At 64.8% G+C, this 17,409-nt stretch carries 17 protein-coding genes and 2 pseudogenes; 7 read left to right on the forward strand and 12 right to left on the reverse strand.

Translation table 11 applies throughout. The features are described from left to right. The 3 genes and pseudogenes from DBR20_RS23170 to DBR20_RS12875 form a co-directional block, all read left to right on the forward strand. Positions 1 to 1,226 (forward strand): annotated as a pseudogene (locus DBR20_RS23170) (cyclic beta 1-2 glucan synthetase); the annotation flags it as partial. After that, entirely contained in the window at positions 1,223 to 1,483 is a 261-nt protein-coding gene (locus DBR20_RS12870) for a hypothetical protein (RefSeq protein ID WP_108266447.1), read from the forward strand. The pseudogene DBR20_RS23170 and the gene DBR20_RS12870, both read left to right, overlap by 4 nt. A 110-nt stretch (positions 1,484 to 1,593) precedes the next feature. Then, entirely contained in the window at positions 1,594 to 2,079 is a 486-nt protein-coding gene (locus DBR20_RS12875) for a hypothetical protein (RefSeq protein WP_258223348.1), read from the forward strand. Positions 2,080 to 2,124: 45 nt separating this feature from the next. Here DBR20_RS12875 and DBR20_RS12880 read toward each other — a convergent pair whose 3' ends face one another. The 5 genes from DBR20_RS12880 to DBR20_RS12895 all read right to left on the reverse strand — a co-directional run bounded on the left by DBR20_RS12880 (position 2,125) and on the right by DBR20_RS12895 (position 8,318). Continuing rightward, the gene (locus DBR20_RS12880) at positions 2,125 to 2,946 is read right to left on the reverse strand and encodes a trypsin-like serine protease (RefSeq protein ID WP_108266448.1); all 822 of its coding nucleotides are present in this window, start codon (positions 2,944 to 2,946) and stop codon (positions 2,125 to 2,127) included. 302 nt (positions 2,947 to 3,248) lie between these two features. Next, entirely contained in the window at positions 3,249 to 3,830 is a 582-nt protein-coding gene (locus DBR20_RS21910) for a hypothetical protein (protein WP_146187005.1), read from the reverse strand. A gap of 73 nt (positions 3,831 to 3,903) precedes the next feature. Next, positions 3,904 to 5,037, reverse strand: coding sequence for a serine hydrolase domain-containing protein (locus DBR20_RS12885; protein WP_258223349.1), 1,134 nt, complete (start codon positions 5,035 to 5,037; stop codon positions 3,904 to 3,906). A 153-nt stretch (positions 5,038 to 5,190) separates the two neighbouring features. After that, a complete protein-coding gene (locus tag DBR20_RS12890; RefSeq protein WP_108266450.1) occupies positions 5,191 to 7,134 on the reverse strand; it encodes a MacB family efflux pump subunit in 1,944 nt (647 codons plus the stop codon). 2 nt (positions 7,135 to 7,136) lie between these two features. Further along, a complete protein-coding gene (locus DBR20_RS12895; RefSeq protein ID WP_108266464.1) occupies positions 7,137 to 8,318 on the reverse strand; it encodes an efflux RND transporter periplasmic adaptor subunit in 1,182 nt (393 codons plus the stop codon). Between the two features lie 236 nt (positions 8,319 to 8,554). On the opposite strand from DBR20_RS12895, the gene DBR20_RS12900 reads away from it, so the two are divergent. The 3 genes from DBR20_RS12900 to DBR20_RS12910 all read left to right on the forward strand — a co-directional run bounded on the left by DBR20_RS12900 (position 8,555) and on the right by DBR20_RS12910 (position 11,411). Further along, positions 8,555 to 9,271, forward strand: a complete 717-nt coding sequence (locus tag DBR20_RS12900; RefSeq protein WP_108266451.1) for a response regulator — start codon at positions 8,555 to 8,557, stop codon at positions 9,269 to 9,271. 3 nt (positions 9,272 to 9,274) lie between these two features. Beyond that, positions 9,275 to 10,351 carry an ATP-binding protein gene (locus DBR20_RS12905; protein WP_108266452.1) on the forward strand — a complete coding sequence of 359 codons (1,077 nt, stop codon included), beginning with the start codon at positions 9,275 to 9,277 and terminating at the stop codon, positions 10,349 to 10,351. A 127-nt stretch (positions 10,352 to 10,478) separates the two neighbouring features. Continuing rightward, positions 10,479 to 11,411: an ABC transporter six-transmembrane domain-containing protein gene (locus DBR20_RS12910; protein ID WP_108266453.1), complete on the forward strand. Its 933-nt coding sequence runs from the start codon at positions 10,479 to 10,481 to the stop codon at positions 11,409 to 11,411. 15 nt (positions 11,412 to 11,426) lie between these two features. On the opposite strand, the gene DBR20_RS12915 is transcribed toward DBR20_RS12910, so the two are convergent. From DBR20_RS12915 to DBR20_RS12930, 4 genes are read right to left on the reverse strand one after another with little or no spacing between them, the layout of a single operon-like run. Beyond that, positions 11,427 to 11,810 (reverse strand): nuclear transport factor 2 family protein, encoded by a 384-nt coding sequence (locus DBR20_RS12915; protein WP_108266454.1) that lies wholly within the window; start codon positions 11,808 to 11,810, stop codon positions 11,427 to 11,429. Between the two features lie 41 nt (positions 11,811 to 11,851). Next, positions 11,852 to 12,535, reverse strand: a complete 684-nt coding sequence (locus DBR20_RS12920; RefSeq protein ID WP_108266455.1) for a hypothetical protein — start codon at positions 12,533 to 12,535, stop codon at positions 11,852 to 11,854. 43 nt (positions 12,536 to 12,578) lie between these two features. Continuing rightward, positions 12,579 to 13,445, reverse strand: a complete 867-nt coding sequence (locus DBR20_RS12925; protein WP_108266456.1) for an MBL fold metallo-hydrolase — start codon at positions 13,443 to 13,445, stop codon at positions 12,579 to 12,581. After that, positions 13,442 to 14,296, reverse strand: coding sequence for an MBL fold metallo-hydrolase (locus DBR20_RS12930; protein ID WP_181393077.1), 855 nt, complete (start codon positions 14,294 to 14,296; stop codon positions 13,442 to 13,444). The genes DBR20_RS12925 and DBR20_RS12930 overlap by 4 nt, the downstream gene beginning before the upstream one ends. A 99-nt stretch (positions 14,297 to 14,395) precedes the next feature. On the opposite strand from DBR20_RS12930, the gene gcvA reads away from it, so the two are divergent. Continuing rightward, the gene (gcvA, locus tag DBR20_RS12935; protein WP_181393078.1) at positions 14,396 to 15,292 is read left to right on the forward strand and encodes a transcriptional regulator GcvA; all 897 of its coding nucleotides are present in this window, start codon (positions 14,396 to 14,398) and stop codon (positions 15,290 to 15,292) included. A gap of 33 nt (positions 15,293 to 15,325) precedes the next feature. Here gcvA and DBR20_RS23175 read toward each other — a convergent pair whose 3' ends face one another. The 3 genes and pseudogenes from DBR20_RS23175 to DBR20_RS12945 all read right to left on the reverse strand — a co-directional run. Beyond that, the gene (locus DBR20_RS23175) at positions 15,326 to 15,652 is read right to left on the reverse strand and encodes a CPCC family cysteine-rich protein (protein WP_308812617.1); all 327 of its coding nucleotides are present in this window, start codon (positions 15,650 to 15,652) and stop codon (positions 15,326 to 15,328) included. After that, positions 15,629 to 16,510 (reverse strand): annotated as a pseudogene (locus DBR20_RS12940) (methylenetetrahydrofolate reductase); the annotation flags it as partial. The gene DBR20_RS23175 and the pseudogene DBR20_RS12940, both read right to left, overlap by 24 nt. Then, the coding region (locus DBR20_RS12945) for a LysR family transcriptional regulator (RefSeq protein WP_108266460.1) at positions 16,510 to 17,409 on the reverse strand (900 nt) is incomplete at its 5' end. The gene DBR20_RS12945 and the pseudogene DBR20_RS12940, both read right to left, overlap by 1 nt.

A 17,409-nucleotide genomic window follows, 5' to 3' on the forward strand; every position in this document is an offset into this window, starting at 1 on the left:
TGCGCACCCGCTGCTCGGACGACTATCTCTGGTTGCCCCAGGGCGCATGCCGCTATCTGGAGGTCACCGGCGACGCCAGCGTGCTGGACGAAGTGGTCGGCTTCATCGAGGGGCGCGCGGTGACGCCGGAAGAGGAAGGGTATTACGACCTGCCTACGCCTTCGACACAGCGCGACACGCTGTATGCGCACTGCGTCCGCGCCCTCGAGCGCGGCTGCCGGTTGCTCGGCGAGCGCGGTCTGCCGCTGATGGGCAGCGGTGATTGGAACGACGGCATGAACCGCGTCGGCGACCAGCAGCGCGGTGAAAGTGTATGGCTCGGGTTCTTCCTGCATGACACGCTGCACCGCTTCATCGGGCTGGCCAACGCGCGTGGCGATGCCGCCCGTGCGCAGTGGTGCCAACAGCAGGCCGAAAGCCTGCGCCAGAACCTGGAACAGCATGCCTGGGACGGCGCGTGGTACCGCCGCGCCTGGTTCGACAACGGCGCCGTGTTGGGCTCGTCACAGAATCAGGAATGCCGCATCGACTCGATTTCCCAGAGCTGGTCGGTGCTGTCAGGCGTTGCCGCGCCTGAGCGGGCTGAGCAAGCTTTGGATTCGCTCTATACGCATCTGGTGCGAAAGGACGCCCAGCTGATCCAGCTGCTCGATCCGCCCTTCGACCAGACCACGGAAGACCCCGGCTACATTCGCGGTTACGTGCCGGGCGTGCGCGAGAACGGTGGGCAGTACACCCACGCGGCCGTGTGGGCTGCGATGGCATTCGCACAGCAAGGAGATGCGGCGCGTGCCTGGGAACTGGCCGGCATGATCAACCCGCTCAATCACGCGCTGGACCCGGAGGCGATCCAGACCTACCGCGTCGAACCGTATGTGTTGGCAGCCGATGTATACGCCGTGTCTCCGCATGTCGGGCGCGGCGGCTGGACGTGGTACACCGGTTCGGCGGGTTGGATGTATCGCCTGCTGGTCGAGTCCCTGCTCGGCATACGTCGTGAAGGGGACCGGCTGTCGCTTGCACCTTGCCTGCCCGATCACTGGCCGTCCTTCGAACTGAGCTACCGCTTCGGTCGCAGCTTCTATGAGTTCGTGGTGACCCGCACTGCGCAGGGCCAGCCTACGCTGCATGTGGATGGCGTGCTGCAGCCGGACCTCACCGTCCTGCTGCGCGACGATGGTCATCACTACCGTGTTGCGCTTGACCTGGGTGCGGCCCCGGGATGAACGTTCGCCCCGAAATACAGGTGCAGCTTGATGCACTGGGCGAGATGCTGGTGCACTGGTTGGCGCAGGTGCGCCATCCGGCGCAGTTCTGGCCGCAGTTTGAAACGCTGGCTGCAGAGATTCTGGATCAGTGCGACGACGCCGAAAGGGACCACGCTCACGCGTGCATCCAGGTCATGCTGAAGCGTCACGCGCTGGCGCTGCCGCTCTGGCACGAACGTGACGACTGCGTGCCGCAGCGTAAGCCGGAGGAATGAGGATTGGTGCCATCGCGACGCTGATCCCCCTCGCTGCAGAAGCAGCTCGAGCAAAGGCCGAGTCGGGCTCCCTGCGTTAGGATGTCGATTTCACGTTTCCAGAGATAAGCATGCTCGCTTTCACTCGCCTGCAACTTGCCATTGCGGCATCCCTGCTGTCTCTCTCCACGGCGATCGCAGCACCGTCCACGCCGCCTGCGTCCACCGCTCCGGCAAGCAGCTGCAAAGGTGATGCATCCGGTTGCCCGGCATGGATACCATCGCAGGCGCAGATGCGAAACACCATCGCCGACTACTTCTGCGAACTGGCCGACCAGGGACGCATCCAGTCTCGGGTAAAGCAGCTGGTCCGTGCCGAATCCTCGCCACTGAACTGTGGCGCGCTGGGAGAGGAGCCCGGTTCGAACTTTGTCTGTGGCGGCGAAATGCGTTTCATCGGCAAGGGCAGTGAAATCGACACTATTACCTTCAGCCCTACTCTCCGCTACGAGGAGGAGGGGCGCATCGCGTTCTACGTCGGCGATGACGAGGAGGGAAAACAGGTCTGGCGGGTTCCCGCCTCCCGCTCCAACTCAGCGACATGCGGGGTGCGCTGAGCGTCCAACCACGCCTACCCGCCAAAGATCGAGGCGAACGGAGGATCAGCGTGACGCATCATCGCTGGTGCGCATTACGCTCTCGATCCAGTCGATGTAACGCGATACACGTACGTTGTAGACAACCTGGCCATAGAAGCCCGCTTCAAGCGCGTGCTCGGGAACGGCGGTGATCCAGGAGCCGAGGCCCACCAGCTGCGAGGTTCCTTGATTCTTGATGACCAGTGGGCCGCCGCTGTCGCCGTTACCCAGTACACCCTCAAGGGGCAGCCCCTGCGGTGGCGGATCGAACCGGTACCAGAGATACCGATCGTTACCGCCAGTAATGGCGTTGTATGCACGCCGCAGCGTCGTGCGATGCGGCCCACACGGCACCAGCCCAGCGGCGCCATTGCCTGTGGCGCCCTTCCCTATCAGCGCCGCGATCTGTGTGACCTCAGCGGTGCCTCGATAGAGCGGCACGGGCTGTACATCATTCACGGGTGCCTGAAGTCTGATCAGTGCGATGTCATCCGTTTCGGCCAGGAACGCGTGGATCTTGGCGGGATTTCCCGTTGCCAGCGCCTCCTTGCCCAAGGCCTCAGGCATGCTCCTGTAACCGGGATGCAGGTACACGCGCTCGACGCCGTACGCGCTCCCATTGATGGTGACCGATGCACCCATCCCCTCCATCGGCGCGGCATGCGCTGCGGTCACCACCCAGCGTGGATCGATGAGCACGCCATGACCCTCGCCGGGCATGTCCGCCAGTGCCGGAAACGCGGATCCTTCGATCTGATACCTGGCATCGTCAACATCATCACGGATGACGACCGCCCCGGCGGCGAGCGGGAGTGCGGCAAACAGCAGAAAGAGCCAGCGGTTCATCGTTCATCCTTGTGGTCATCTGCGCAAGCCTAGCCGAACGCATCAACACTGGCGATGGATGTGCGACCAGACCCGGTGGGGACTGATGAAAGGATGGAAACGACGACTGAAGCCCAGAAGCGCTTGAACGCCACGCCCGAGTCTTGTTGAACCCTTGGGGCAGACAGGGTGAAAAAGGTCTGAGAATGGCTCCCCGATGAGCGTACCAGACACCGGCTCGCGCGCACTCTGACATGTCGCTGCGCGTGGATCTGCACTGCCCTTCGCCGGTTACCTGAACGGCCCCGGAAGGGTGCCGGACCTCACCGTGTGAAGTACAGGCACCCGGCTACGGTGATCGGCGTCGGATCGGCATCGATCCGCTGGGCCACCAGTGCCATCACGTCGATGCCATCGCCCTGGGTTTCCGGTACCGATTGCACCACCCGCATTCCTGCGGGCGCGCCATGTGACCCTGCTGCGTCCAGGGACAGGGTCTTGCTGAGATCCGCAATAATGGCTCCATCGAAGACAGCCACCACGGAACTGCGCGACAGTATCAACCGTGTGGATGGATGACCGAAGACAAGAACCGGTGCTGGAAGCTGCATCTCCGCGACAACACCGGGCATGTCACCCAGCGCGTTGCTGTATTCCCCACCTTTGCCGGGGATTGGTTGCCAGCCAGCCGGTGACCTTTCGCTGGTTGCGATGCCACCTACCTGATTGGCCAAGGTCCGGAATGCGGTGTGATCGGCCTTGCACGACACAAGCGCCAATGCTCGATCGATGTCTTCCTGTTTGGGAGCGGTCTTGCGGATCGATTCTGCTGCTGGCGCGGTGGGCGCCATGGCAAGTCCCAGGCCTGCGAGCAACAGAACCTTGTTCAACGTACGGGTGATCAACGCGAAATGCTCCTGCCTGGGTACGTGAAACGATCGTTCGGCACTACACCGACAGACGGAAAGCAAGGGTTCGCTAACGGGAAATCCCACCACCAGCGGCAGCCTCCCGCGCGGCAATCTTCTCGACCAGCGTATCGATCGCCGTCTGCATGGCGCGCGCAGTCTGGTCGCCGCTCTGGTTGGTGATGACGAAGATGCCAAGATCGTACTTCAGCATGATGTAGATGTAGCACTGCGAACGCGGCACGCCACCATGATGGGCGTAGTAGACGCCCTTCAGCTGATCGCCGGCGACGATGTTCCAGAAGTAGCCGATGCTGAACTCGGAATCGAATTTGACCAAGGGCCGATGCGATTCCTCTACCACGGGCCCGTTCGCCAGCTGGAACCTGAGGTACTCCACCATTTCCGGGACAGTCGCCTTTACGTTCCCGGATGCGCCCCACGGCAACTGCGGCATCGGCGTGGTCGGTACCGGGTTGTCGCTGTGATAGCCGACTGCAAGCCGCGGCGCCTCGTCGTCGCTCAGTGTGAGTCTGGGCCCTGTCATTGCCGCGGAATCGCCAAGGAATCCACGCAACAGCGACGCGTAGTCGCGCTTGTAGACGGTCTCCAGGATATGCGCCGTCAGCTCCGTCCCGGCACTGGAGTACGCGTAATCCTTACCAGGCGCCCGACCAATCTCGACAGCGTGCAGATCCTTGAAGACGTCGGCCTTGCCGTAGTGCGCGTAGATGGCGTTGAGTTCGCCGGGCGTACGATGATCGGTGAAGTCCGCCAGCACCGTGTTCGCACGCTCCGGCAACATGTTCGGCAGGCCGCTGGTGTGCGACAACAGATGGCGGATGCGGATGGGCTCGCCCTTGTACTGCAGGTTCGGATAGTCCCCCTGCAGATACTGTCGAACATCGTCGTCCAGACTCACCTTGTCTTCCAGGACGGCATTGGCCATCAGGGTGCCCGCCAGGGTCTTGCTCAACGAACCGATCTCGTAGAGCGTCGCATCGGTTGGAGGGCCTGGCTTGCCGGTTTCCATGTCGCCGCGATGACGGATGAATTCCTTGTCCCGGTACACGACGCCGATCGAGGTTGAATGAAGCAACGGCTGCTGGATCAGCGCTGCGGCAACGTCATCGATCTCCGCTCCCAGATCCTTTGTTGGAGCCGTTTCGCTGGCGCAGCCTGCAACCAACAGCGCGGCGGACACCAGGAGGCAGCTGAGCCATCGCCTGTTTCGGACACTCATCGAAGTCGCGTGCATGCGTCGCCGCTTGAAGGGAGGTGCGGAATGGGGCCTTAAGATAGCCGATGGCCAAGGCCCACGCCTGTGCCTGTCCTCATGGCTGGGCGGGCTCGCACCCTACTCCGCCGCCAGCGCCTGGATCGGGTCCAGCTGTGCGGCACTACGCGCCGGGAAGTAGCCGAAGCCCAGGCCTATGGCCGACGAACACGCCAGTGCGGCCAGCACCGGCGCGGCGGTAAACAGGAACGGCACGCCCAGCGACAACAGGCTGGACAACGCACCCGCGCTGAAGGCCAGCAGCACGCCGAGTACGCCGCCGAAGAGACAGATCAGCACTGCTTCGATCAGGAACTGGCGCAGGATGTCACCCTGCCGCGCGCCCACCGCCAGGCGCACGCCAATCTCGCGCACGCGCTCCTTTACCGAGACCAGCATGATGTTCATCACCCCTACCCCACCCACTATCAAGGCCACGGCGGCGATGGCCGACACCAGTGCGGCCATGGTCTGGCTGGACTTCATGACCGCCTTGCGGATCTGGTCGGCGTTGTAGATGAAGAAGTCGCGACGGCCGTGCCGCAACTGCAGTTCGGCGACCAAGGAGGCTTCGGCTGCGGTGGTGGAGACGTTGTCGCGCACACGCACGATGATGCTCTCCAGCCGCTGGCTGCCCAGCAGGCGCGAGGATGCCGAGGTATACGGCACATAGACAGTGGGCGTTGCACCGCCGGCAAAGGCGCTGGCACCGACCACGCCGATCACCTCTACCGGCATGCCGCCCAGCAGTACCGTGCTGCCGATCGGGCTGCCGCTGAACAGTGCGGTGGCGGCCTTCTGGTCGACCACGCCCACTGCGCGGTGCGCGTCCACTTCAGCATCGGTGAAGAAGCGCCCAGCCTTCAAGCGCAGGCCGCGTACGCGCGGCATATCTGCGCCAACGCCCATCACCTGCGTGTTGGCGCGTCGGCTGCCCTGCAGCGCGGCCACCGAGCCGCTCAAGGACGGACTGACGCTGTCCACGTAGCTGAGTGCGGCCAGATGGTCGGCATCAGCGACCACCAGCGTTTCGATTTCCGCCGAACGCGGGTCACCGAAATCGGCGCCCGGGAAGATCTCCAGTGTGCTGGCGCCAAGCTCGTTGATCTGTGATTCCACCTGCGCCTGTGCGCCTTTGCCCAATGCCACCACGGTGACCACAGCGGCCACGCCGATGATGATGCCGAGCATGGTCAGCAACGTGCGCAGGCGATGGGCCAGCATCGAGCGCACTGCCATGCGTGCGGCCTCGCGGACGCCATTCAGTCGAGCACGCGGCTCGGCACGCGACGACTGGCCGCGTTCGGACGCGGATCTGGCGCACGCGACCGCGCGACCGCCCGCACCGCGATCGGCCACGACGCGCCCGTCGGCGATCTCGATCACCCGCGCCGCGTGGGCGGCAACCGATGCATCGTGGGTCACCAGGATGACCGTGTGGCCCTGCGCATGCAGGCGCTTCAATTCGGCCATCACCTGTTGGCCGCTGGCATGGTCCAGCGCACCGGTGGGTTCGTCGGCCAGCACGATGGCACCGCCGTTCATCAACGCTCGGGCGATGGACACGCGCTGCTGCTGGCCGCCGGACAGCTGGCTCGGCCGGTTGCCGGTACGCTCGCCCAGCCCCAGTGTTTCCAGCAGCATGCGTGCTCGCGCCGTGCGCGTCGGGGCATCCGCGCCTGCGTAGATCGCTGGCAGCGCTACGTTCTCGGTGGCGCTCAGATTCTCCATCAGGTTGTAGCGCTGGAAGATGAAACCGAAGTGTTCGCGGCGCAGGCGTGCGAGCTCGTCCGGCGGCATCTGCTCGGTGGCCGCACCGTCCACTTTGTAGCTGCCTGCGGTCGGCCGGTCGAGGCAGCCTAGTATGTTCATCAAGGTCGACTTGCCCGAACCCGACGGGCCGATGATGGCGATGAACTCGCCGGCATCGATGCGCAGCGATACGTCCTTCAGCACCACCACGTCTCCGGCGGCAGTACGGTAGGCGCGCGATACGCCATGCAGTTCAAGCAGCGCGTGGGTCATGCTCACATCCCCAGCAGGCTGCTGGCCTGCGGCTCGCCACCACTGGGGGCCTGGCCGACCACCACGTTCTCGCCAACCCGCAGGCCGGACAGGATCTGCACGGCGGTGGCAGTGCGCAGGCCGGTGGTCACCGCGCGCTCGTGGGCGCGCCCCTTGGCATCAACCACGCGCACGCTGCCGCGATTGTCGTCGTCACTGTCCGACCCGGTCAGTGCGGTCAACGGCACCTGCAGTGCGTTGCTGGCCCGGGCCAGCTGCAGCGTCACCTTCACGGTCATCGAAGGTTTCAGCTTCAGGCCAGGGTTGGCCACGTCGAACAGGCCTGCGTAGTACACCGCCTTCGGTGTCTGTGTGGAACTGCCTGTGCTGCCGGCGGCGACGTCAGCAATCGAGGACGGCGCGGGCTCCAGCTGCTGCAGGTGGGATTCGTAACGGCGTCCGCTCGGCCCCAGCGTCGAAAACCACAGCGGCTGGCCAGGTGCGATCAGTTCCACGTCGGCCTCGGCGATCTCGGCACGTACGGTCATCGTGTCCATCTGTGCCAGCATCACGATGGTCGGTGTGGTCTGCATGGAGTTCAGTGTCTGCCCGGCCTTGGTGACGATGGCGACGATGTAGCCGTCGGTCGGCGAAAGAATGCGGGTATAGCCCAGGTTGATCCGGGCCGTTTCCACCTGTGTCACTGCTTGATCGATCTGCGCCTGCAGTGCAGCCACCTCCGAGCGTGCTGCGTCGCGTGCAACCCGGGCGGCCTCGAAGCCCTCCTGTGAGACCAGCTGCGATGCCACCAGCTGTGACTGGCGTTCAAGCATGCGACTGGCCTGCGCATAGCGGGCCTGGCTGGCGGCATGCTGTGCGCGCAGTGCGTTGGCGGATGCTTCAGCACTGCGCAGGGCGATGCGCTGCGGTTGCGAGTCGACCTCGGCGATCAGGTCACCGGCCTGCACGCGCTGGCCCAGCACCACGTGCAGGCGTTTGACCTGCCCGGATACCTGCGCGCCCACCGCCACCAGTTCCTTCGGATTGACCCGGCCCACCGCCTGCACGGTCTTCTCCAGATCGGCCACCCTTGCCGGCGCGGTGATCAGGGCGCCATCATCGCCATCGGCGAACGCCCACCAGCCGGCACTGCCCGCTAGCGTGACCACGGCGGCGGCGATGATCAGAGTCTTGCGGGTTTTCATCGAGATGCCCGGCTGCTTGCGGTCACCCATCGCGACCGCCAAGACCTCAGTCTGGGAGCCTTGGTTGGACGTTTCCTGGAGCCAGTGTGGAGATCGCATGGAGCCGGGGCCTGCGTTCAGGTGCGCCACCCGCCGCTGAACTCATCGGCGCGGGTCCACACAATCTCGACACAATCTCGACCGGGTCTCCATCAAGGGGCGCTAGCCTCGCCGGGTTCTTCCGCTCCCTGCCTGCAATGAAGCGCGATATCCGCACCCATCAGATGCCTTTGATCCTGATTGCCGAAGATGAGGGCGAGATCGCCGACATCCTCGGCGCCTACCTGGCGCGTTCCGGCATGCGCAGTTCGCGGGCCACCGACGGCGAGGCGGCGCTGGCCAGCCACCGCCAGCTGCGCCCGGACCTGGTGCTGCTGGATGTGCAGATGCCGAAGCTGGATGGCTGGCAGGTGCTGAGCGAACTGCGCCGGCGCGGCGACACCCCGGTCATCATGCTCACCGCGCTCGACCAGGACCTGGACAAACTGACCGGCCTGCGCGTGGGCGCCGATGACTATGTGGCCAAACCATTCAACCCGGCCGAGATCGTCGCGCGTATCCAGGCGGTGCTGCGGCGTAGTGCCACTACTGCGTCAGAGGCGACCGACGGTGTGATCCGCCAGGGACCCTTCGAGATCGACCTGCGCAGCCACGACGTGACAGTCCATATCGAAGGCCAGGCACATGCGGTGACCGTCACCCTCACCGAGTTCCGCCTGCTGGTGCACATGGCCCGCGCGCCGCGCCAGGTACATGCACGCGCCGATCTGCTGCACGCCTGCCTGCCCGAGGGCGATGCCCAGGAACGCACCGTGGACAGCCACGTAAGCAAGCTGCGCCGCAAGCTGGAGGACGCAGGAGTGACCGGTATTCCTGCCACCATCCGCGGCGTTGGCTACCGCTTGCTGGGCTGACGGATGACTACCAAAGGCAAGAGCATCGGCCGCCAGATCACGCTTTCGATCGTGGTGGCATCGCTGTGTTCGACGGTGCTGTCGATCGCCGGCTTCTATCTGTTCTATTACCTGATGGAAGTCTTCTACCCGCGCTGGTACGACACCCCGCAGACGATGCTGCCGTCGGGGCTGGAGTGGCTGTGGATCGGCCTGACCGCCATGGTGGTCATCATATTGGCGTCGCTGATCGCTTCGCGCCTGACCTGGCGCATCATCACCCCCTTGAACTCGGTGGCCGAAAGCCTGCGCCGCGTGGCCGCCGGCGATCTGGATGCGCGTGCGCGCGGCGATCACACCTCGATGACCGAAGCGGCCACGCTGGTCAGCGACTTCAATTCCATGGCCGAGCGCCTGAGCCGGATGTCGCAGAACCGGGTGTTCTGGAACGCGGCCATCGCGCACGAACTGCGCACGCCGATGACCATTCTGCGCGGTCGCCTGCAGGGCATCGCCGATGGTGTGTTCGAGCCACGGCTGGAGCAGTTCACCAGCATGTTGACCCAGCTGGAAGGCCTGACCCGGATCATCGAAGACCTGCGGGTGGTGAGCCTGGCCGAAAGTGGTCATCTGGACCTGCGCCTGCAGCGCAGCGACGTCAGCGTGCAGGTGGCTGCGGTAGTGGAAGCGATGTCCGATGCCCTGGCCGAGAGTGGCTTTTCAGTGACGCTGGAGGCGCGCGCCGCGCTGGCGGACTGCGATCCGGCCCGCATCCGCCAGGCGGTACTGGCCTTGCTGGAGAACGCTCGCCGCCACGCTACGCCTTGCCCGTTGCGGGTGTATGTGAAGCTGGCCGAGGGACACTGCACGGTGACTGTGGACGACGGCGGGCCCGGCGTGCCGGATGAGCTGCGCGAAAACATCTTCGAAGCCTTCCAGCGCACCGATGTGTCACGTTCACGGCAGAGCGGCGGTTCCGGGCTCGGCCTGGCGGTGGTGCGTGCGATCGCTGTGGCCCATCACGGAACGGCACAGTGCCGGCCGAGCGCGCGTGGCGGCAGTGTGTTCGAGATCCGCTGGCCGGTGCACGCCCGACGCTGAACGCCGCCGGTTTCTCCACGCCATCTCCATCGTTCCTCCATCCCCGCTCCAAGGCGCTGCCGATACTGGGTGCAGCCGGGGGGTCATCATCCATCCCCTGCCCCACCCTAGATCCACCCAGGTTCCCATGAAGCACCTAGACGATCCGGCTGCTGCAGCCGGCAGCATCGGCCAGCAGAATGCGGCCGCTACATTGAAGGCCATCCTGCGCACCTATCCCTGGCAGCTCACCGGCACCTTCTCGCTGGTGGCGCTGGAGAATGCGCTGCTGCTGGCCTATCCGCTGTTCGCCGGTTTCGCGGTGGACGCGATCATCCGTGGCAATGTCGGCCATGCCATTTCCTACGCGGGCGTGGTCCTGCTGTTCTGGCTGGTGGGTGCCGCCCGCCGTGCGGTGGATACACGCACCTTCACCCGCATCTATGCCGATCTGGCGGTGAACGTGGTGCAGGCGCAGCGACGCCTCGGCCAGGCCACCTCCACGTCGGCGGCACGCGTGGTGCTGGCCCGCGAGTTCGTCGACTTCTTTGAGAAGCACGTACCGATCATCGCTACGGCGCTGGTTTCCATGTTCGGCGCGGCAGTGATGCTGCTGGTGATCGAACCCCTGGTTGGCGCGGCCAGCCTGGTGGCGCTGCTGGGCGCCCTGCTGTTGCTGCCCTCGTTCGCTCGACGCAATGAACAGCTGCACGGACGTTTGAACAACCGGCTGGAGCATGAAATCCGGCTGGTCGACCGGGTCAGCCCGTCGGTGCTGCGCCGCCACTACACCACGCTGTCACGGCTGCGCATCCTGTTGTCCGATCGCGAGGCCAGTGCCTTCGTGGTGGTCGGCGCGGCGGCCGCGGTGCTGTTCGCCTTGACCATTGGCCGCCTGGCAACAACCGATGGCGTGACCCCAGGCCACGTCTATGCGGTGATGACCTACCTGTGGACCTTTGTCGGCAGCCTCGATGATGCACCGTCGATGGTCGACCAGCTGGCCAGGCTGAAGGACATCGGTCGCCGGGTCAGCCCGGGGATGGACGATGCGGAGAGCGACGTCCGTCCTGGGCCATGAGCCGCCGTCGGCTGTCTAGGCGATTGCCTCCATTGCCGCGGGCAGAGCAACAACGGAGCCGCCCAGCACCTGCCAGACGCCGGCCGCCTTCCCCCAGAAGCGGCAGTACCTGAAGCGGCCGGAGAATGCTGCTCCGTCGAAGGTGCCGGCCAGATCTGCAGTGGTGAGCGCAACGGCCGTCTGATCATGCAGGGCGATTTCCACCGATTGCCACTCGGCCGTGCTCAATTTCTGTCGACCGGAACGATGCAGCGCCAGATCCTCCTGCTTGCCAAAGACCTCGCCCGAGGGCCCCACAAAGATCAGGGCGTCCGCAATCAAGGCGTCCAGCGCTGCCACGTCGCTGCTGAGCATCGCGATACGCAGGGCTTCTTCGAGTTGCCGTATTTCAGTGTCCATGCGGGCTCCATAGCGATTGCTGTATCAATGAGGACCTACCATCACTCCCGATGGGCTTCGGGCGCCAGTGTATGGATCACACTACCCTGTGCGTCCAGGAACTCGATTGCACCGTAGCCTTCCGGCGTCACAGTCAGGCGCAGTCTGGCGCGGTCCTGTTGATCGTTCAGCGCAATCGCGGGGGTGCCATCGGCAGCCACTGCCATCTCGATGCGGGTTGGGGTCTGCACGCCGGGAATCAGGCGATTGTCCAGCCGCGGCTCGCGAATCAGCGGCGGGGCCTGGTTGATCGAGAACCGCACGTTCCCGTCAGGCGACACGCGCCAGCCAATGGCATCCATGGCCGGGTGGTCAAGCGCCAGTACGGCCATGCCGCCCTGTACGTCTGCGGTTCCGAAGCCACCACGCTCGCTCCCCTTGTGGTCGTACAGCACCATGCCCGCAACATTGAAGGCCCGCTTGTACTGGATGCCGTCGATGATGGGCGGAGGCGTCTGGCCTGAGAGCGTCATTCGGATCACGCCGTTCTCGTCGACGATGTCGATCCGGCGGGCCGTGATGCGCTCTTTGTCAGGGGCATCCACGCGGGTCTGCGGCGAGGTGTTGACGATCAGCTTCTGCAGCTGCTCGACCGAAGGGCGTTTGGGGCTGGTCGTTTCCGCCCGGGAGGTCACGGAAAGGGAGGAAAGCGCGATGGCGATCGCAATGCGGTTTGCTCGATTCATGGGGTTTCCCAGGACCAGGAATGATTCGCGCGCGAGTACCGGACTACGTCGGCCACGTCAGCCACGCGCCCGGTTCGACGACCTGCACGGCGACTGCGCGGTCACGGGCAGCCTTGCGAAGGCGCCCGAGCGGGTCGTCCACTTCCACATATTTGTCCATTCCGCTGATGCCATAGTGAATGGGCACCAGCGTGCGTGCGCCGAGGATTGCGGCCGCTGCCACCGCCTGCTCCGGCGTCAGTACGCCCGACTGTCCACTTACCGGTTCGCGCCAGCCGAATGTGGCGCCATTGATGGGGAGGAAGGCCGCATCGAACGGTCCGAACTGCCGGCCTATGCGCCACCAGTGGCCGTGCCATTGGGTGTCGCCGCCATGGAAGATGCGCCGGCCGCCCGCTGTTACCACCCAGGACACCTGCGTATCGCCGTAGCCATCCGATGCCGGTACCGGCGTTGCAGTGAAGTCGCCCAGCAGCTGAGGCTCCCACAGCGCACTCGGCCGCGTCCGTGCGGCTGCGGGCAGCGGCGTGGGCTGCAGACCGGCGGGATGCGCAATTGATCCACCCTTGGTCAGCGCCGCCGCTACCGCGTCTGCATCGAAGTGGTCCGAGTGGGTGTGGGTGATCAATACATGGCTTTCGCCCAGCACATCGTTCACCGGTACCAGCTGGTCCGGCAGCGCCTTGCCCCATGTTGCGGGATTCACCAGCGGATCAATCAGCAGCGTGCCTTCCGGCAACTGCAGTCGCACCCCTGCCCACGCCAATCGCTGAGCACGCAGGGTGCGCAGTGCCGCCGGTGGGGTTGCGGCGCTGGCAGGGACCAGCGCCGCAGCGGCCACACCGGCGCAACTGGCAAGGAAGCGTCTGCGACTACCTGGGGCCGGCGCTTTAAACGAATCGCTCTTCATGCAGCCTGCTCCCTTGCTGCCAGCGCGGCATCCAGGGAGAAGATCGACTGCGCGACGATCGACGTGAGATTGTGTCCATGCCATTCTCGCTCGAATGCCGTCGGCACGACCCCCGACGCGATGCATTCCTCCAGTCTGATGGTTGCTATCAGTGGCGTGGCTTCCGCTGGTGCGGCTCGCAGCCGGATGTCCACTACGATTTCCTCCATTCGCCGCAGGTAGTGGAGTGCATTGCCCAGCACCGGCGCATCGAAGACACCGATATGCCCGCCGACCACCCTGCTGCGCCCGAACTGCTGAATACGGCCGATGGCGGCGCGCTGCAGTGCCGGGTCTGATCGTGAGAGATAGACGATGTTGCCGACGATGTTGTCGCCAACGCAGACCAGATCGGCGGTCGGTACATCCACGCTCATGTGGTCCATCGTTTTGCCTGGGTTGTACAGGAAGCGCAACTGGTGGCGCCCCCAGCGCATGGCGAAGTTGTCGAACACGATATCCGGATCGCGGTAGAACGATGCCACCGGCCGGTTCTGCGAAAGAAAGGCGTGCCGGTGATGGCGGTGCGCCAGGGTCAGCGCCTCCGGAAAGAGCGTCATGCCGCAGATGTGGTCGCTCATGAAATGGGTGGCGGCAACCAGCCGAACCCTTTTGCCCATCTGCCCCTGCAGCACCTCCCGCAACCAGGCGGCATCCTCCTCGCTGCCCAGCGCATCCACCAGCAGCACCTGGTCACCGTTTACGAATGCGGTAGCGACCGATTCAACCTGGTCACCGACGAACATCAGCACATCTTGGGCGAGCTCCTGAATACGCACGGCGGACTTTCCCGGTGGGAGGATGTGCATCATCGCCAGCCCATGCAGCGCCCGACAAACGAGTAGTTCTGCGCTTCGCATTAGAAAAATTCATGCGCTACGATGGCAGTGCCCCTGCCCTGGAAGGCGCTCGTGAAAGCCCGCCCCACTGCTCCACTGAATGCGCTGCGCACGTTCGAAGCGGCTGCCCGCCACCTCAGCTTCAATCGGGCGGCGCGCGAGTTGTTCGTCACCCCGGCTGCGGTCAGCCACCAGGTCAAACATCTCGAGGCCTATCTGGGTGTAAGCCTGTTCCAGCGCACTCACCGCGCCGTCGCACTCACTTCGGAGGGTGCGGCGCTGGCAACAACGGTCGGCGAGTTGCTTGGGCAGTTGGACCTGGCGCTGGACCGCGCGAGGACGCGAGAACCTCACGAGCTGCGGGTGACAACCATGGAATCGTTTGCCGCGAAATGGCTGGCCGCAAGGCTGCACCTGTTTCACCATGCGCACCCCAACGTCCGGCTGCGCATCGACACCGGCAATGAACATGCTGACTTCCTGCGCGGAGGCTTCGATGTAGGCATCCGCTACGGCGCGGGCAGCTACACCGGCGTACACGCAGAACTGCTGATGAAGGCGCCAGTGTTTCCGGTGTGCTCGCCAACGCTGTTGGCTGACACTGCGCGCAGGCTGCAGCAGCCAGATGATCTGCGCCACTACACATTGCTGCACGATGAAAGTGCCACGGGCCGCCCTGGCGTGCCCGCATGGTCGCACTGGCTGATGGCAGCGGGCGCTACCAACGTCAACGCCAGCGCCGGGCCCGTTTTTCCCAGCATCTATCTTGCACAGGAAGCAGCGGTGGCGGGCCACGGCGTGGCGCTCGGCGTAGCGCCGCTGGTGGAAGATGATCTTCGACAAGGCAGGCTGGTGAAACCCTTCAGCCTGGAGCTGGAGAACCGTTACGCATTCTGGTTGATCTGCCGGGAAGTGGCTCAGGATCGCCCCGAGGTGGAGGCGTTCTGCAAATGGCTGGCAGAGGAATAGTTGAGTGACCGGCCACGGCAGTGCCCACGCGTCTTACGGTAGTTCGTGGGGAAAAGGCAGGCGAACATAGGGAAGATCCTTCATCTGCGACGCGCCGAACGCTTTGTAGTTGGCGCGCCCCTGCGTCAGGCTGAGACATCCGTTTGGGCCGTCGCGTACGACGTCCGCGTCGTAGTCGTCCTGTCCATCGTCTTCCCAGAAACAGACAGCGCATATTCTGAACGTCCCGCGCTCGTCGAGTGTCCTGTGGCCGCAGCACGGACAGCGCAGCGGAAGATCCGGGGTCTGCACCAATTGCACTGACATTTGAGCCAAGCACTCATCGCCCGCACGCATCCGGTAGTGCTCCACCCAGTCCATGGATTGTGCGATGCCACCGAAGGGAAACAGATGCGGGCTGACCTGGCCATGGGCTTCGGTCAACCCGTCCACCAGGCGATCCACGAACACATCCGGCCCGGCCTTTCCCAGCAGGCGGCCGATGGAGATGCCGTACCGCGACAGCATCGAGGTGCTTGCAGACACGCCGCACATCGCCGCGTAGCGTACAAGACGCGCGATGCTGGCGGGCCCGGGAACGCCGACCAGCACCGGATGGGTGATGCCACGGGCGCGCAGCTCATTCAACCAGGTCAGCACGACATCGGCATCGAATGCGAACTGGGTGATGACCAACGGCGCCATGCCTCGCGCTTCGATGCGTTGGCACTTGCGTTCAAGCACGCGCCACCGATCGACGCTGCTCATCACCGGATGACCTTGCGGATGCCCGCCCACAGCCACGACCTTGATGCCGGCGCGCTCGAGGACACCGCTCTCGATGATCGATGCACTGTCGGCGAACGGCCCGGCAGGTGTGGACAGATCACCCGCGATCACGAGACAGCGCTCGACGCCCGCCTCGCTGCACGCATGTTCCATGAAGCGCTCAAGCGCCGCCCGCGAGCCGATGCGGCGTGCCGAAAGGTGTGGCATCGGCTCGAACCCAAGCTCGCGCACCGCGCGTACCGCAGCCAGTCGCGCATCGTCGCCCTCGCTGGCCAGGTAGGGAATGGAGATCGTCGTGCCCTGTGCCATGCGCGCAGCCTCGGCGCACAGCGCAGGCATGGCCTTGGCGCTCACCTCCAACGAAACGGCGCTGACGAATGCCTGCGCCCGCTGCGCGCGGTCAGCAGGCCAGTTCGGTGGCGGCCCCAAACGGCCGATGGCACCTGACATCAGCCGGCTCCGCGCAGGTTGCCGGCGCTCGTGGAGCTGTTCCGTGCCAGCTCGACAAACGCCTGCAGGTAATCGATGCCGGTATCCGCCTCGCGCGCACCCAGATAGATCTGCTTGGGAATGCCTTTGGCGCCCAGCCGTACCGGCACGACGTCCATGCGGGCGGCGTACTCTTCCACCAGCCAGCGCGGCATGGCGGCCACCCCGCGGCCGCTGGCCACCATCTGCATCATGATGTCGGTGGTTTCAATGGCCTTGTGCCGCCGTGGCGTGATGCCGGCCGGCAGCAGGAACTGGTTGTAGATGTCCAGCCGCTCGAACGGCACCGGGTAGCTGATCAGCACTTCCTGGCTGAGCTGACGCGGCTTTACGTAGTCCACCTTGGCCAGCGCGTGGCCCCTGGCCACCACCAGCACCTGCTCGTAATCGAAGACGGGGACGAATTTCAGGCCTGGCTTCAGCAGCGGGTCGGGCGTAACCAGCAAGTCGATCTCATAGCCGAACAGTGCGCCGATGCCGCCGAACTGGAATTTCTGTTTAACGTCCACATCGACGTCGGGCCAGGTGGCCAGATAGGGCGAGACGATCTTCAGCAGCCACTGATAGCAGGGATGGCATTCCATGCCGATGCGCAGCGCGCCGCGCTCGCCCTGCGCGAACTGGCCCAGCCGCTCTTCGGCCAGGTCCAGCTGCGGCAGCACCCGGTTGGCGACCGCAAGCAAGTATTGCCCGGCCTGGGTCAGCCGCAGGCTGCGGCCTTCGCGCAGCCAGACATCGGTGCCGAGCTGCTGCTCCAGCTTCTTCATGCTGTGGCTCAGGGCTGACTGGGTCAGGTTCAGCACGCCGGCAGCGGCAGTGAGTGACCCCTGCTGTTCGACCTGCTGCACGATGCTGAGATG

The sequence above is a fragment of the Stenotrophomonas sp. HMWF023 genome (assembly GCF_003060985.1).
Lineage (GTDB): Bacteria > Pseudomonadota > Gammaproteobacteria > Xanthomonadales > Xanthomonadaceae > Stenotrophomonas > Stenotrophomonas lactitubi.